This window comes from Larkinella harenae (assembly GCF_054780515.1).
Genome location: NZ_BAAGWE010000001.1, coordinates 1,049,994 through 1,065,734, shown reverse-complemented (window position 1 = coordinate 1,065,734; position 15,741 = coordinate 1,049,994). Strand labels below are relative to the sequence as shown.

At 50.8% G+C, this 15,741-nt stretch carries 12 protein-coding genes; 7 read left to right on the top strand and 5 right to left on the bottom strand.

From position 1 onward, the window contains the following. Positions 1-130 precede the first annotated feature (130 nt). Complete coding sequence (gene uvrA / locus ACYVH9_RS04345; protein ID WP_460635069.1) at positions 131-3,040, top strand: excinuclease ABC subunit UvrA; 2,910 nt, start codon at positions 131-133, stop codon at positions 3,038-3,040. A 282-nt stretch (positions 3,041-3,322) separates the two neighbouring features. Here uvrA and ACYVH9_RS04340 read toward each other — a convergent pair whose 3' ends face one another. The 4 genes from ACYVH9_RS04340 to aat form a co-directional block, all read right to left on the bottom strand. Further along, positions 3,323-4,279 carry a sterol desaturase family protein gene (locus ACYVH9_RS04340; protein WP_460635068.1) on the bottom strand — a complete coding sequence of 319 codons (957 nt, stop codon included), beginning with the start codon at positions 4,277-4,279 and terminating at the stop codon, positions 3,323-3,325. 123 nt (positions 4,280-4,402) lie between these two features. Further along, positions 4,403-5,653, bottom strand: a complete 1,251-nt coding sequence (locus tag ACYVH9_RS04335) for a glutamate-5-semialdehyde dehydrogenase (protein WP_460635067.1) — start codon at positions 5,651-5,653, stop codon at positions 4,403-4,405. A 15-nt stretch (positions 5,654-5,668) separates the two neighbouring features. Then, positions 5,669-6,697 carry a glutamate 5-kinase gene (proB, locus tag ACYVH9_RS04330; RefSeq protein ID WP_460635066.1) on the bottom strand — a complete coding sequence of 343 codons (1,029 nt, stop codon included), beginning with the start codon at positions 6,695-6,697 and terminating at the stop codon, positions 5,669-5,671. Positions 6,698-6,811: 114 nt separating this feature from the next. After that, the gene (aat, locus tag ACYVH9_RS04325; RefSeq protein ID WP_460635065.1) at positions 6,812-7,438 is read right to left on the bottom strand and encodes a leucyl/phenylalanyl-tRNA--protein transferase; all 627 of its coding nucleotides are present in this window, start codon (positions 7,436-7,438) and stop codon (positions 6,812-6,814) included. A gap of 348 nt (positions 7,439-7,786) precedes the next feature. Between aat and ACYVH9_RS04320 the strand changes: the two genes are divergently transcribed. From ACYVH9_RS04320 to ACYVH9_RS04300, 5 genes are all read left to right on the top strand, one after another. Then, on the top strand, positions 7,787-8,491 hold the full coding sequence (locus ACYVH9_RS04320; RefSeq protein ID WP_460635064.1) for a GNAT family N-acetyltransferase: 705 nt from the start codon (positions 7,787-7,789) through the stop codon (positions 8,489-8,491). Between the two features lie 190 nt (positions 8,492-8,681). Beyond that, positions 8,682-9,887: an argininosuccinate synthase gene (locus tag ACYVH9_RS04315; protein ID WP_460635063.1), complete on the top strand. Its 1,206-nt coding sequence runs from the start codon at positions 8,682-8,684 to the stop codon at positions 9,885-9,887. Positions 9,888-9,977: 90 nt separating this feature from the next. Then, entirely contained in the window at positions 9,978-11,228 is a 1,251-nt protein-coding gene (locus tag ACYVH9_RS04310) for a glycosyltransferase family 4 protein (RefSeq protein ID WP_460635062.1), read from the top strand. Further along, complete coding sequence (gene argC, locus ACYVH9_RS04305) at positions 11,225-12,208, top strand: N-acetyl-gamma-glutamyl-phosphate reductase (RefSeq protein ID WP_460635061.1); 984 nt, start codon at positions 11,225-11,227, stop codon at positions 12,206-12,208. The genes ACYVH9_RS04310 and argC overlap by 4 nt, the downstream gene beginning before the upstream one ends. Positions 12,209-12,335: 127 nt before the next feature. Next, on the top strand, positions 12,336-14,042 hold the full coding sequence (locus ACYVH9_RS04300) for an AMP-binding protein (protein WP_460635060.1): 1,707 nt from the start codon (positions 12,336-12,338) through the stop codon (positions 14,040-14,042). Positions 14,043-14,078: 36 nt separating this feature from the next. Here the strand turns inward: ACYVH9_RS04300 and ACYVH9_RS04295 are convergent, their stop codons facing one another. Continuing rightward, positions 14,079-14,525: a LytR/AlgR family response regulator transcription factor gene (locus ACYVH9_RS04295; RefSeq protein ID WP_460635059.1), complete on the bottom strand. Its 447-nt coding sequence runs from the start codon at positions 14,523-14,525 to the stop codon at positions 14,079-14,081. Positions 14,526-14,756: 231 nt separating this feature from the next. Between ACYVH9_RS04295 and cysM the strand changes: the two genes are divergently transcribed. Next, complete coding sequence (cysM, locus tag ACYVH9_RS04290; RefSeq protein ID WP_460635058.1) at positions 14,757-15,632, top strand: cysteine synthase CysM; 876 nt, start codon at positions 14,757-14,759, stop codon at positions 15,630-15,632. Positions 15,633-15,741: the final 109 nt, after the last annotated feature.

The following is a 15,741-nucleotide window of genomic DNA, read 5'->3' as shown; positions in this document are numbered from 1 at the left end:
CTGGACTTTCAATCGCACCTGCCTTGAACCGAAATTCGGGAATGTTTCACAATCCCCTCTGTTTTCCTTTACCTGCCCGAAACTTCATAACTTTTTTTTCTGTTAGTGTTTAGAATAAGGTCTTCACAACGTGACAGAAAACAACACTGCCCGAACTAACGGGCTTACCGACATTGAATTAACGGGCTACGAACAGATCGAGGTATTGGGTGCCCGCGAACACAACCTAAAAAATATTGATGTTGCCATTCCCCGGAATAAACTGGTGGTGGTAACGGGCATCAGCGGCAGTGGGAAGTCGTCACTGGCGTTTGACACGATTTATGCCGAAGGACAGCGCCGGTACATGGAGAGTTTCTCGGCCTACGCCCGCTCCTTTATCGGTAACATGGAACGGCCCGACGTTGACAAGATCAACGGTCTGAGCCCCGTCATTTCCATTGAACAGAAAACCACGTCCAAAAACCCGCGTTCTACCGTGGGGACCACGACGGAAATCTACGATTTTTTACGGCTTTTATACGCCCGCGCCGGCGAAGCGTTTTCGTACGCGACGGGCCGGAAAATGGAGCGGCAATCGCAGGACCAGATTATTGACACGATCCTGGCGCACTACGCCAATAAAAAGCTGACATTACTGGCTCCAATCGTAAAAGGCCGGAAAGGGCATTACCGCGAACTGTTTGTGCAGGTTGCCAAACTGGGTTACACCAAGGTACGCGTTGACGGCACCGTGCAGGATATTGCCCCCAAAATGCAGCTTGACCGGTACAAGGTCCACGATATTGAAATTGTAATCGACCGCATTGTTCCCAAACCGGAAGACCGGTATCGACTGAGTCAGTCGGTGCAGACGGCCTTGAAGCAGGGGAAGGGTGCCATGCAGATTCTGGACGAAACCAATCAGATCACGTATTTCTCCCAGAACCTGATGGACCCGGAGTCGGGCATCAGCTATGACGAACCATCGCCCAATACCTTTTCGTTTAACTCGCCGTATGGTTCCTGCCCGGTTTGTAACGGTTTGGGCGTCATTGAAGAAATCACAGAGGAATCCGTTATTCCGGACAAATCCCTGAGCATCAGCCGGGGGGCCATTGCACCACTGGGCGAATACCGCGAACTCTGGTTTTTCCGGGAAATTGAGGTGATTCTTAAAAAATACAAACTCAGCCTGACAACGCCGGTTGAGAAGTATCCGCCCGACCTGCTGCACGCGCTGCTTTACGGCACGGAAGACGAATCGACGATGCCGTCGAAGAAGTTTCCGGGTCGGACCGACGATCGGCAGGATTATTATAACTTTAAGTTTGAGGGTGTTATTACCTTTCTGAAACGGCAGCAGGAAACGGCGGATACAGCCGGGCGGTCTGACAAAATTCAGGAGTGGCTGAAGGATTTTACCGTCGTGAAAACCTGTCCGGAATGCGACGGGGCGCGTTTGAAAAAAGAGTCACTCTTTTTCCGAATTGATAACAAGAACATCTCCGAACTGGCCCGGATGGACATTGCTGAACTAGCGGTTTGGATGACCAATCTGGAAAGCCGCCTGTCGGATCGTCAGAATGTGATTGCCAAGGAAATTCTGAAGGAAATCCGTAAACGGATTGGCTTTCTGCTGGATATTGGCCTGGATTATCTCATGCTCGACCGCCCCTTGCGGACACTTTCCGGCGGAGAGGCCCAACGCATCCGGCTGGCCACCCAGATTGGCACACAACTCGTTGGCGTTCTCTACATTATGGACGAACCCAGCATTGGTTTGCACCAACGTGACAACGTGAAGCTGATCGATTCGCTGAAAAATTTGCGCGATCTGGGCAACACGGTTCTGGTGGTAGAGCACGACAAAGACATGATGCTCGAGTCGGATTTCATTCTGGACATCGGCCCGGGTGCCGGGCGACACGGCGGTCAGGTGGTTGGTGCCGGAACACCGGAGCAGTTTCTGACCAATGGCAGCACAACGGCGGCCTACCTGAGCGGTCGCCGGGCCATTGAAGTGCCGAAAGAGCGCCGGAAAGGCAACGGTCATCAGTTGATCATCAAAGGAGCAACTGGCCATAACCTCAAGAATGTCACGCTCAAATTACCGTTGGGCCAGATGGTTTGCATTACGGGGGTATCGGGCAGTGGCAAGTCTTCTTTGATTCACGAAACGCTATTTCCGGTTCTGAATAAGCATTTCTACAAATCGAAGCGGGAAGCCTTGCCTTTCAAGACCGTAGAAGGTCTGGAACACCTGGACAAAGTGATCGAGGTGGATCAGTCGCCGATTGGCCGAACGCCCCGATCCAATCCGGCTACCTACACCGGCATGTTTTCCGACATCCGCACCCTTTTTGCGGAACTTCCCGAAGCTAAAATCCGCGGCTACAAACCCGGACGGTTTTCGTTTAATGTCAAAGGCGGCCGCTGCGAAGATTGTGAAGGCGCGGGTATGAAAAAAGTGGAAATGGAGTTTTTGCCGGATGTACACGTGATGTGCGAAACCTGCAAAGGCAAACGTTTCAACCGGGAAACGCTGGAAGTTCGCTTCAAAGGTAAATCCATTGCCGACGTGCTGGATATGACCGTTGAACAGGCTCTGGAGTTTTTCACCAGTCAGCCGAAAATTCTCCGGAAAGTCCAAACACTGAACGACGTTGGTTTGGGATACATAACCCTCGGCCAGCACGCTACTACCCTGTCGGGTGGCGAGGCCCAGCGGGTCAAACTGGCGGAAGAACTCTCGAAGAAAGATACCGGCAAAACGCTCTACATTCTTGATGAGCCTACCACGGGGCTGCACTTTCAGGATATTTCTCATTTGCTGAACGTACTCAATAAGTTGGCCGACAAGGGAAATACGGTTTTGATCATCGAACACAACCTGGATGTAATCAAGGTTTCGGATCACGTTATTGATTTAGGGCCCGAAGGCGGCAACAAAGGTGGGCAGATTATCGCCGAAGGAGTGCCGGAAAAGGTCGCCAAAGCCAAAGGAAGTTACACGGGCAAGTTTCTGGCCCTGGAACTGGCCGCAGACGGAAACCGTTAAGCCGTTTTTTATGATTCAGAGATAGAGATTATTAACCCACGGTTTAAACCGTGGGTTAATAAAACTCAATTTCAATTATTGACGGGTGGTTTGGTAAACAAACAGACTTCCCAGCTCACGTCTAAACCAGTGGGAAACACGTCTCAGATTCTGATGGTAATTTCAACGGATCAGCTGGTGACGGTTACGGTTTTTGGTTGAAAATACAACGTAAATCCAGATTTTGATTTTGGAATGCGACATGAGTAAAGGCATTGGTTTCCTGAATGAACGAGGAATTACCTATTTCGTCACTTCCAATAGCGCGGTCTGAGCCTCTGCTACCTGCGGTATTTCTTTCGTTTGTAAACCGCTGGTTTCATTGCTTATTAATTCCTGGCGCATTTCGTCCGCGGTCTGACTCCGGCCATCGTGACTCCACCCCGGCGGTGCCAGTACGTACTTCATTTTTTGAATAAACGGTCCGGGTATACGCAAATCGGTCACCAGCTTTTTCCATTCGTGAAGAACCAGATTGGCGGGTGAATGATCCGTAATGTTCGTCGTCAGGCCGTAGCGAACGGGATCTTCGGGAACTTCTTCGGCAAACGTACCGAACAGACGGTCCCAAATAATCAGCATCATGCCCATATTCCGATCCAGGTACCGCACATTCGACGCGTGATGAACCCGGTGATGCGAGGGGGTAACCAGAAACCATTCCAGAATGCCCAGACGGCCAACATACTGCGTATGAATAATAATTCCGTAAATCTGGGTAGCGGAATACATGAAGACAATATCTTCGGCCCGAAAGCCCAGCCACGCGAGGGGCAAAAAATAAACAAACCGATAAAGCGGTTGCATCACTGATGAGCGAAAACCAACCGTCAGATTAAATTCTTCCGAGGAGTGATGGGTCACATGAACGGCCCAGAATAAACGGCAAAAGTGATCCACCCGGTGCAACCAGTAAAACGCAAAATCTTCCAGAATAAGCAACAAAGGCCAATAAAGCCAGGGATTGGTTATTTCTGTGATTCGGAATTGGTATACCCACACCAGAACGCCGATATAAAAACCCCGAACCAGTAAATCGAGGCTCATGTTCAGCAAAGTCAGGTAGCAATTTTGCAGAACACCCTTAACCGAATAATACGGCCTGTGGTGTAAATAGCTAAACAGCACTTCAGCACCGATTATGAGGGCATACAACGGTGTTGAAATTAACAACAGCAGAGATTCCCGGTACTCAACCATGTTCTTACGTTACGATGACTACTCCGCAAAGTACGGCATTGGCCTCGCTTCGTGCCCAGATAACTGATTAGAAATTCATTAAAAATAAATCCCGATCCCCAAAAACTACAAAATATCCTGCCTTCACCAACGTACCTGGCCGTCGCCTACCACCACCCATTTTTCCGTTACTAACTTCTCCAGGGCAAAAGGGCCCCGGGCGTGCAGCTTCTGCGTCGAAATGCCGATTTCGGCACCCAATCCAAAGACTCCGCCGTCGGTGAAACGGGTTGACGCGTTGGCATAAACCGCGGCCGCATCTACCTCGTTCAGGAAACGGTCGATGGCCGCCGGATCGCGGGAAACAATTGCTTCAGAATGCCGGGATGAATACGTCTGAATATGTGACAAGGCATCGTCCAGATCGCCTACGACTTTGATAGCACACTTGTAATCCAGGAATTCCCGACCAAAATCACTGCGTTCGGCCCGTTGAAGCGCCGGAAAATCGACGGACGCCAGCGCACTGAACGCTTCTTCATCCGCAAAAACCTCCACATTCCACTTCATAAAATCATCGACCAGCATGGGCAGAAAATCGGCGGCAACTGCCTGATCGACCAGAATACAATCCAGCGAATTACAAACCGATGGCCGCGATACCTTGGCGTTGACCACAATGTCGCGGGCCTTTTCCAGATCAGCCGTCCGCTCCACATACGTGTGGCAGACGCCCGCACCGGTTTCGATGGTCGGCACCAGCGAATTTTGCCGAACATACTGAATCAGCGAATCCGATCCGCGCGGAATAATGATATCGACGTAACGCGTGGCCGTCAGCAATTCGTTGACCACCGCCCGGTCCGGGGGCATCAGCGCAACGGCAGCTTCCGGCACGTCAAATTCGGTCAAAACCTGATGAATCAGGCCCACCAGCGCCAGGTTGGAATGATGTGCTTCCTTCCCTCCTTTCAGCACGCAGGCGTTGCCCGAACGCAAACAGAGTGACGCCACGTCCAGCGTCACGTTGGGCCGGGATTCGTAAATAACCCCTACGACGCCCAGCGGAACCGCCAGCTTCCGGAGCAGAAGCCCCTGCTCAATGGTTTTTTCCAGTAGAATTTCCCCGTTTGGATCGGGCAATTGGGCCACCATTCGCAGGCTTTCGGCCAGATCCTCAATCCGCTTCTCGTTCAGCAGCAACCGATCCTTTTTCGGGTCCGTATCCGGCATGACATCCAGGTCTTTCCGGTTTTCAACCAAAATGGTCTCGGTATTGGCCAAAACCACGTCGGCCAACCGATTAAGCAGTGCGGTTTTCTGGTCAGCCGTTAAACGCCGGACTGCGGCCGAAGCCAGCTTCGTTTCCTGGAGAAGAGGGGTGATGAGGTTCATTCGATGGGGGTCTTTTTACAAAAGTACAATATCATTTGCATTGGCCACTTCCACATTCTGCTGATTCAGTTGGGGCACCAGTTGCGCGGACGACAGACGAGCACGGGCAACGGCCACTGCTGTGCCCGCATCGTCACAAATCTCCACCACTTCGCCCGCGGCAAATTCGCCTTCTACGGTTCGAACACCAACCGCCAGCAAACTGTTCCTGCGCTTCAGGGCCTTCACAGCGCCATTATCAATCCGCAGCCTTCCGGCGGTCAGGCTGCCACTGCCCAGCCAGCGCTGCCGCGACGAGGGTGACCCCAGTTGTGGAGGAAAAGCCGTGCCCGTTTCTCCCCGCAAAGCCCGCAAAATACCGTCGGGTTGCTTGAGACCGAAAATAGCGACCCGAATCCCCATGCGCGTAGCCAGTTTGGCAAAAGTCAGTTTGGAAGTCATGCCGCCGAGACCCAATGCTGATTTTTCGTTCCGGACAATGCCAAATACCGATTCATCGACCTGATTAACCGTAGGAATAACATGGCCTTCTTCGTCAAGCAGCCCGCCCACCGACGTGCACAGCATCAGTGTCGAAGCGCCAAACCCGACGGCCATCAGGGTAGCCAGCTCGTCATTGTCGGAGAATTTCAGCTCGCGGTCGCTCACCACGTCGTTTTCGTTGGCGATGGGGATGATGCCGTTTTTCCAGAGTTCCTGCACGGTTTCCTTCAATTGGAGGAACTGTTGCCGATCCGCAAAATGATGGCGCTCGCAAAGGGTTTGGGCAATCGGGATGTTGTATTCGGAAAAATAGCGATTGTATATATTGAGTAGCAGCAAATTACCCACGGCCGCAGCGGCTTTTCGCTGAGCCATTTCGCCCCGATACCCGTCAATCAGTCCTTTCCCGGCTCCAACGGCCCCGGACGATACTAAAACAATATGGTAGGAACGATGTAATTCGGCCACCTGCCGGGCGATATCGGCAATAACGGATTCGTTCAGAGAACCGTCCGGCATCGTAATGGATGCCGTACCGAATTTAATGACTAAAACTGACACGCTTGAACTGATATTAGAATGACTTACCGATGAATGCCGTCCGTGATGAAGTGTAAGAAGGTGCGAAAATACAAAAGATTTTCAGGCTGCACGACCCGGCCCGTCCTGCGTTTCTCAATCCGGTCGATTGTGGATCACCGGTTCGGCAGCCGACTCCACAAAACTAGCTTTTTTTTGCAGGGATTGCTTCAACAATTTCATGTATTCCGGTCGGGGAATTTCAATGGCCCCGAACCGCCGGACATTATCGTTGATGAATTGAGTGTCCAGTAAATCAAATTGTTGTTTTCGAAGATTTTCAATCAGGTAATGAAATGCAATTTTGGAGGCATTCGGAACCCGGTAAAACATTGATTCACCAAAAAAAACCGACCCCAGTGATACCCCGTACAAACCGCCTACCAGCTCATTATCGATGTAGGTTTCAACACTGTGCGCTACGCCCATCTGGTGCAGATCGACATAGGCATCGATGATTTCGTCGGAAATCCAGGTACCGTCATTTTCGGAGCGCGGCAAAGCACAAAACCGCATAACTTGCTCAAAATCAGAGTTTATACGTACTTCAAAAACTTTTTTATTCAGGATGGGGCGCAATGATTTGGCAGGACGGTATGTATCGAGTGGAATGATAGCGCGGGGATCTGGCGAATACCAGTACAGGGTGTTGTCCGTATCGGCCATCGGAAAAATCCCGTTGATGTAGCCATAAATCAGATCATCGGAAGACAGACGGTACATGCAGGTTGCCAGAATGTTCGTATAACAAATGTATAAAAATATCGTTAGTGAAAAAATGCGAATAAATCCTGAACGTTTCCTCACTTTATTCGTTATACTATTGCACAATCGAAACAATTCATTTATCATTGTCGCGCTTTTGGTAATCATAAAAATGGCACCACTCGTCTATATACCGACTTTCTACCATACAACGCCATTTCGGTTCAGGTCCGAAAGGACCCGACCATATTGTTCGCCTATGCGGTGAGCACCCGCCCCTGCGGCTCCGCCCTTTCTAACATTTTTACAACAAACTTTTGACTTTAAAACCAACCGGTTGGTTGCCGGTAATGGTTCTATCATACGATGATTCCCGACGTAAACGACGATACTTACATAGTTCAGGTTGCTGACGAAAACCATCTTCGACTGGCCGAAACGATCTGCAAGGAAATGGAGGTAAGCGCTAAGGCGCGTGGTACGGGTATTGCCAAACGGTCGCCCCTGTACCTGATGGAAAAGATGCTGGAAGGCAAAGCGATCGTTGCCACGACGAAATACGGCGAATGGGTTGGATTTTGTTACATCGAAACCTGGGAGCATGGTAAGTTTGTCGCCAACTCGGGCCTGATCGTCCATCCGGAGCACCGTAAAAGCGGAATCGCTACCCGGATTAAAAATGAAGCCTTTAAACTGTCACGCCGGAAATACCCCGATGCGAAAATCATCGGTTTGACGACGAGCCTGGCCGTTATGAAAATAAACTCGGATTTGGGTTACGAACCCGTTACACTCAATGAGCTGCCTGCCGACGATGCGTTCTGGAAAGGGTGCTCAAGCTGTGTCAACTACGATATTCTGACCCGAACCAACCGGAAACACTGCCTGTGTACGGGTATGTTGTACGACCCCGAGCAGCATAAAAAACCGGAGAAAAAGGAAAAATGGAATTTCCTGAAAGAATCGAAGCTGTACGAACGCTGGATGCGTATCAAACAGCGTATCCTGATGCGTTTCCAGGACCGTCCCCGCAGCAGGAAGCCCGAGCGTGAATTAGAAACCGTCGGGTAAAGAGTCATTATCTTGTTATTCAAGTGATTTTATATCCCTTTCGGCGGTTGGCTGGAAGGGATTTTTTACTTTTGCGCCCTGAGCAGAGGACCAAAAGATACGATAAAGGGTTTCCCACACTTCGTGATCTACTGCCCGATGCCGACGGCGCTGCGCCAATCCATTATTTACGTTCCATCGTTCAACTGTGATGTCTCAACAGAAAAAAGTAGTTCTTGCGTTTAGCGGAGGTCTCGACACCTCGTTTTGTGTGAAATACCTGTCCGAAGATCTGGGTTACGAAATCCACTCAGTGCTGGTCGATACCGGCGGCTTTTCGGAGGCAGATTTGAAAGCGATTGAATCCAGGGCGTATTCATTGGGTGTAAAAGACCACGCTACCATCGCCAAGACCAACGATTATTATCAGCAATGCCTGAAATACCTGGTTTATGGCAATGTTCTGAAAAACAACACGTACCCGCTGAGCGTGAGCGCCGAACGGATTTTCCAGGCCATCGCCGTCGCCGAATACGCCAAGAACATCGGAGCCAGCGCCATTGCACACGGCAGCACGGGTGCGGGCAACGACCAGGTACGGTTTGATATGGCGTTCCGGATTATTGCTCCCGACGCCGAAATCATTACGCCTATCCGCGATCTGCGGCTGTCGCGGGAAGCGGAAATCGAATACCTGAAATCGAAAGGAGTGGAACAGGAATGGCACAAAGCGGCCTATTCCATCAACAAAGGGCTGTGGGGAACGTCCGTTGGCGGTCGCGAAACCCTTACATCCGACGGTTTTCTGCCCGAGTCAGCCTGGCCAACCCAGGTTACCAAAACCGAGCCGGAGCAGATCACCCTGCACTTTGCCAAAGGCGAACTGCAAGGCATTGGTGATCAACCGGTGGGAGACCCGATTCAGGCCATTCAGCAATTGACCGAACTGGCCGGACCGTTTGGCATCGGGCGCGATATTCACGTGGGCGACACCATCATCGGAATCAAAGGCCGTGTCGGTTTCGAAGCCCCCGCTCCGCTGATCATCCTGAAGGCGCACCACGCCATCGAAAAACACGTGCTGACCAAATGGCAACAGTACTGGAAAGATCAAATGGCAAACTGGTACGGCACGATGCTGCACGAAGGCCAGTTTCTGGACCCCGTTATGCGTAACATTGAGACTTTCCTGAGCGACACCCAGACCCACGTAACCGGCAAAGTGCACGTCTTGCTGGCTCCGTACCGCTTCCAGGTTTTAGGCATCGAATCACCGTTCGATCTGATGTCTTCCACGTTCGGTAGCTACGGCGAAATGAACAACGCCTGGACCGGCGACGACGTGCGCGGCTTCTCGAAGGTTATGTCGAATCAGGTCATGATTTACGAAAAAGTAAAAGAGGCCAACAACCAATGATGAGTTATGAATGAGGAACGATGAATGGGCTGACGCAAAACCATTCATCGTTCCTCATTCACCATTTATGATTCATAATTCTTGAAGCCGTTGAACGTAATCATTGACGCCAGTCTTCCGGGAATCGGTTTTTACCATCGTCAGGCTAAGACGGGCGTAAGTCGTGTCGCCGAACAGCTCATCAAAGGGCTGCACGAGTCGGATCGAGTGCAGCTTTCTCTGGCTGCTCCAACACATCAGGCCGAAACGCTGCGGTATGCCCGGGAAACGTTCGGAAAGCAGGCCCCTCCGCTGATCAACCGCTCTGCGGAGCAAAACTGGGCAACATTTGAAAACACACTGCTGGCTCCCTTTTCCCCCCAAAGCATTCCATCGAAGGTACTCCGTCAGTGTTTTTACCGCAGTCGAAAAGCCCTTAAGGTCGAGGATGCGCGGTTTCCGGCCAGCCTTTTTCCCAAAGGGGCAATTTACCATTCACCTTTTTTTGCCATTCCGGGCGATATTGCCTCAATACCGCACGTCCGGAAAGTGCTGACGGTGCACGATCTGATTCCGATTCACCATCCGGAATGGTTTCCGGCGGGTGAGCGGGCCGTCAAAGATGCCATCAGCACGCTGCCGCCGGATGCTCGTGTCGTAACGGTTTCGGAAGCAACAAAGGCGGATTTCTGCCAGTTTACCGGTTTTGACCCGGATCTTGTTACGCCGATTCACCTGGCCGCTTCTCCGGCGCTGTTTTACCCGCAAACGGATTCTGCCCGAATCAAAGCTACACAGCAACAGTATGGTTTGGGCGATGAGCCCTATCTGCTCAGTCTGGCGACCCTCGAACCGCGCAAAAACCTGGATCATTTGATCCGTTGTTTTGTGCAGCTGGCCGAAAGCGGAGAACTACCAGCGGAGGTAAAGCTCGTGTTGGTGGGTACGAAAGGCTGGAAAATGGATCAGGTTTTGAACGACCTGGCAAAAAATGAAAGCATTCGTTCCCGGCTGAAATTCACCGGTTTTGTACCGGACGAAGACCTGGCCACGATCTATTCCGGAGCTTTGGCATTTGTTTACCCTTCGCTGTTCGAAGGGTTCGGTTTGCCGCCCCTGGAAGCCATGCAATGCGGGTTGCCGGTAATCACCTCTACGGTTTCATCCCTGCCCGAGGTCGTCGGCGATGCAGCCCTGACGGTTTCGCCTACCGATGCCGACGCGCTGAAACACGCGATTCTGACCCTGACGGGATCAGCCGAATTACGGCAAAAACTGGCCACAAAAGCCCGGCAGCGGGCACAATTGTTCTCCTGGGAACGTTTCATCAATGAGCACATTAGGCTCTACCAAACACTATGAATACAATTAATATTGGAATTATTGGCGGAGCCGGTTACACCGGTGGCGAATTGCTCCGCATTCTGTTGAATCACCCCAACGCCAACATCGCTTTTGTCCACAGCAAAAGTCAGGCGGGAAAACCGGTTCACAATACCCACACGGATTTGCTAGGCGATACGGACTTAACCTTCTCGGGCGACGATACCCGTGAGCTGGTCAATCAGGCCGGTTTATCGGTGATTTTCCTCTGCTCCGGTCATAACGAATCCGCTAAATTTCTGGCTGAAAATCCGATTTCGGAAACACTAAAAGTCATTGATCTCAGCACGGACTTCCGCGACGAGTCGAACGGTTTTGTGTACGGTTTGCCAGAATTGCAGCGTGAACGCATTCAATCGGCTACCAAAATTGCCAATCCTGGCTGTTTTGCCACCAGCATTCAGTTAGCGCTGCTTCCACTGGCTCAGGCGGGTTTGCTTACCGAAGCCGTTCAGGTGAGCGCTATTACCGGCTCAACCGGTGCTGGACAGGCGCTGAGTGCAACAACGCATTTTACCTGGCGGAACAACAACGTTTCGATTTACAAGGCGTTTACGCACCAGCACCTGAAAGAAATCCGACAAAGCCTGAACAGCCTGCAACCGGGCTTCGATCAACCTATTCATTTTGTGCCTTACCGGGGTGATTTTACGCGCGGCATCATGGCGAATGTGTATACACCGTATGCCGGTAGCCTGGACGACGCCCGCCAGCTTTTTTCAAACTATTACGCCGGGCATCCGTTTACTCACGTAAGCGACGCTCCAGTGGATGTTAAACAGGTTGTCAACACGAACAAATGCCTGATCCACCTGGAAAAACACGACGGCCAGTTGTTGATTACCAGCATTATCGACAACCTAACCAAAGGTGCATCCGGCCACGCCGTCCAAAATATGAATCTTTTGTTTGGGTTACCGGAGGATACAGGATTGCGTCTGAAAGCCGTGGCGTTTTAACGCCTTTTCGGTCAACCACGCAGCCCCTCGACCGTGATCGGTTCGCTGAGGGTTATGCACGAAAGTCCGTGGGCACGTAGGCGGTTCCAAGTTTTGTCTTATTTTTACAAAAAAACATTCTAAACCCATGGAAAATCCGTCAACGGCGAAACCGTACCCTTGGCTGAAATTTTATCCGGAAGGTATTCCCGCCGAAATAGATCCCGATGCCTATCCATCATTGGTCGAACTGATTGAAGAAGGCTGTGAGCAGTTTGCCGACTTGCCCGCTTATGCCAACATGGGTAAGCAGCTTACGTTCCGGGAGATCTATACATTGTCCGGCCATTTTGCCTCTTACCTTCAAAACGACCTGCATTTAAAGAAAGGTGACCGGGTTGCCATTCAGATGCCGAACCTGTTGCAATATCCGGTTGCCCTTTTTGGCATTCTGCGAGCGGGGCTGGTGGTGGTGAATACCAATCCGCTGTACACGCCCCGGGAAATGCAGCATCAGTTCATGGATTCGGGTGCCAAGGCCATTATCATTCTGGCCAACTTTGCGTCTAATCTGGAGAAGATCATTGACAAAACGGACATACAACACGTCATCATCACGCAAATTGGCGATTTGCTGGGCTTTCCGAAAAAGCAGATCGTCAACGCCGTGGTGAAATACGTTAAAAAGATGGTTCCGTCGTACCAATTGTCGAAAGCCGTTTCACTCAGCGAGGCATTGAGCCGGGGCAGCCGCCATGCCGTGCAAAAAGTAACTTTAACCGGTTCTGATTTAGCATTTGTGCAGTATACCGGCGGCACCACCGGTGTTTCAAAAGGGGCGGCCCTAACCCACCGGAATATCGTTGCCAACACCTTGGCGGGCAGCTACTGGATGCAGATTGACCGGATTAAAGCTCCGCAGTGCATTATCATTACCCCGCTGCCGCTCTATCATATTTATGCCCTGACCGTTAACGCCATGCTGGCGCTCAAAAGCGGCTGCCTGAACGTATTGATCACCAACCCGCGAGACATGAATGCGTTCATCGACGATCTGAAGAAGTACAAATTCAACATGTTCGTCGGCTTGAATACGCTTTACAACGGTTTGCTCAATCACCCCCGCATCACTGAAGTTGACTTCAGCCAGCTCCAGATTTCGTCGGCGGGCGGAATGGCGTTGCAAACCTCAGTAGCTGAACGCTGGAAAAAGCTAACCGGCATCACCATTGCCGAAGGCTACGGTCTTTCCGAAACGTCGCCGATTCTGTCTTCCAACCCCTGCGACGGAAGCGCCCGACTCGGTACCATTGGCCTGCCGCTTCCCAGCACTGAGATGAAAATCATGCAGGAAGATGGAACGGAAGCCCCCATGGGAATGCCCGGCGAAATCTGGGCCAAAGGACCGCAGGTATTTCCCGGCTATTACAACCGGCCCGAAGAAACCGCCAAGGTACTGGAAAATGGCTGGTTTAAAACCGGAGATATTGGTATAGTGGATGAAGACGGTTTTTTCCGAATTGTCGACCGCAAGAAAGACATGATTCTGGTTTCGGGCTTCAATGTCTACCCCAACGAGATTGAGGATGTCATTTCCCAATGTCCAGGCGTACTGGAAGTTGCGTGTATTGGAGTTCCCGACGAAAAATCGACCGAAGCCGTTAAAATTTTTGTTGTCAGGAAGGACCCGGACCTAACTGCCGAAGCAATTCTCAAGTACAGCAAAGAGCAATTAACTAACTACAAACGCCCACGCCATATCGAATTTCGGGACGAGCTACCCAAGAGCAACGTAGGTAAAATACTACGTCGCCCCCTACGCGATGAGGAGCTCGCAAAAATCGGTAAGAAATAAGAACAGGCGGTTGCAAAACCGCTTTTCTTTTATTCTTTATGCGAGTGCGTAGTGAGCGGTCAATGGTAAGAACTCCTGCTGGAAAGCAACTACCAGTTGCATGAACTGCGTTGTTTTTCGGCGGGAAACCTCCACTTCACAGCCATTTGTCAGACAGATGGTTGTACTTTTACCAGAGCGGATTTCCTGCAAATACAGCAAGTTAATAATGCATTTTTTGTGGGGTCGCACGAAAATCTCCGACGACAATCGACCTTCCAGCTTCTTCAGCGTCAGTGACACAATCATCTCCGACCCATCACTAAAATGGACAATGGTATAGTTTCCTTTGCCTTCAAGCCACGTGATCCGGTAAGCCGGAATACGTTTACGGTGCCCCCAAAACGGCAGAACGATGTCTGGCAAGTTCAAATGACGAGTTACGGCCTGTAATTGGTACTCAGAGTAGCTAGTTCGGGGAGTGGCATGAAGCTGTAATTTCATAGTACGTAGCTATTTTAAAGTAAATCCCTACAAATGTGGCTTATTATTGACGACAAAAGCAACATTTTTTCAACAATTTATACGTAGACAGCAAAAAAAAATTCACTTTCTTCGTTTATGGTTGTTTAACGTACCATTTCACCCGGTATCCGGTAACATCCAAACGGGCTGCAACTTTAGAAACCAGCTTCGTGTTCCCCCTAAAATGACCTTATTCTTCCCTTATTATTCATGGCAACCTTACTAGACTTTGTTGGAAACACCCCACTGGTTGAATTAAAGCACCTTAATCCGAATCCAAACGTCAAATTATACGGCAAAATGGAGGGGCAGAACCCCGGAGGAAGCGTAAAAGACCGTCCTGCCTACAGTATGATCAAGGGAGCTATCGACCGTGGCGATCTAAAACCGGGCACCAAGCTTATTGAAGCGACGAGTGGAAATACCGGTATTGCACTCGCCATGATTGCAAGGCTTTACGGCGTTGACATTGAGTTAGTTCTACCTAAGAATTCGACGCGTGAACGCATCCTGACCATGCAAGCTTTTGGCGCAAAAGTCGTGTTGATGGAAACGATGGAAACAGCCCGGGATTATGCCGAAGAACAGGCGGCAAAAGGGGGCTACTTTCTCCTAAATCAATTTGCCAACCCTGACAACTACCTAGCACATTACCGCACGACCGGACCCGAAATCTGGGAAAATACTCATAGTAAAATTACTCATTTTATTTCTGCTATGGGTACTACTGGAACCATCATGGGAACGTCCCGGTTTCTGAAGGAGCAGAACCCGGCCATTCAGATCATTGGATGCCAGCCGTCGGAAGGTGCGCAGATACCTGGTATTCGCAAATGGCCCGAAGAATACCTGCCTAAAATCTTTGATCCGGAGCGCGTCGATCGCATCATCGAAGTCTCCCAGGAGGAAGCGACGCAGATGACCCGCCGGCTGGCACGTGAAGAAGGAATCTTTGCCGGAATGAGCAGTGGGGGCGCCGTTCATGCAGCCCTAAAGCTCAGTGAAGAACTGGAAGAAGGCGTTCTGGTCTGCATCATCTGCGACCGGGGTGATCGGTACCTTTCGTCCGACCTGTTTGGTGATTAACCGAACAAACAGCGGAATCCGGAAGGGGATGCTGTGCCAGTCGCAAAATAGTTGATGCCGTTTTTAATAATCCATCCGACGGCTTGCACAGCATCCCCGCAGTTCAGTA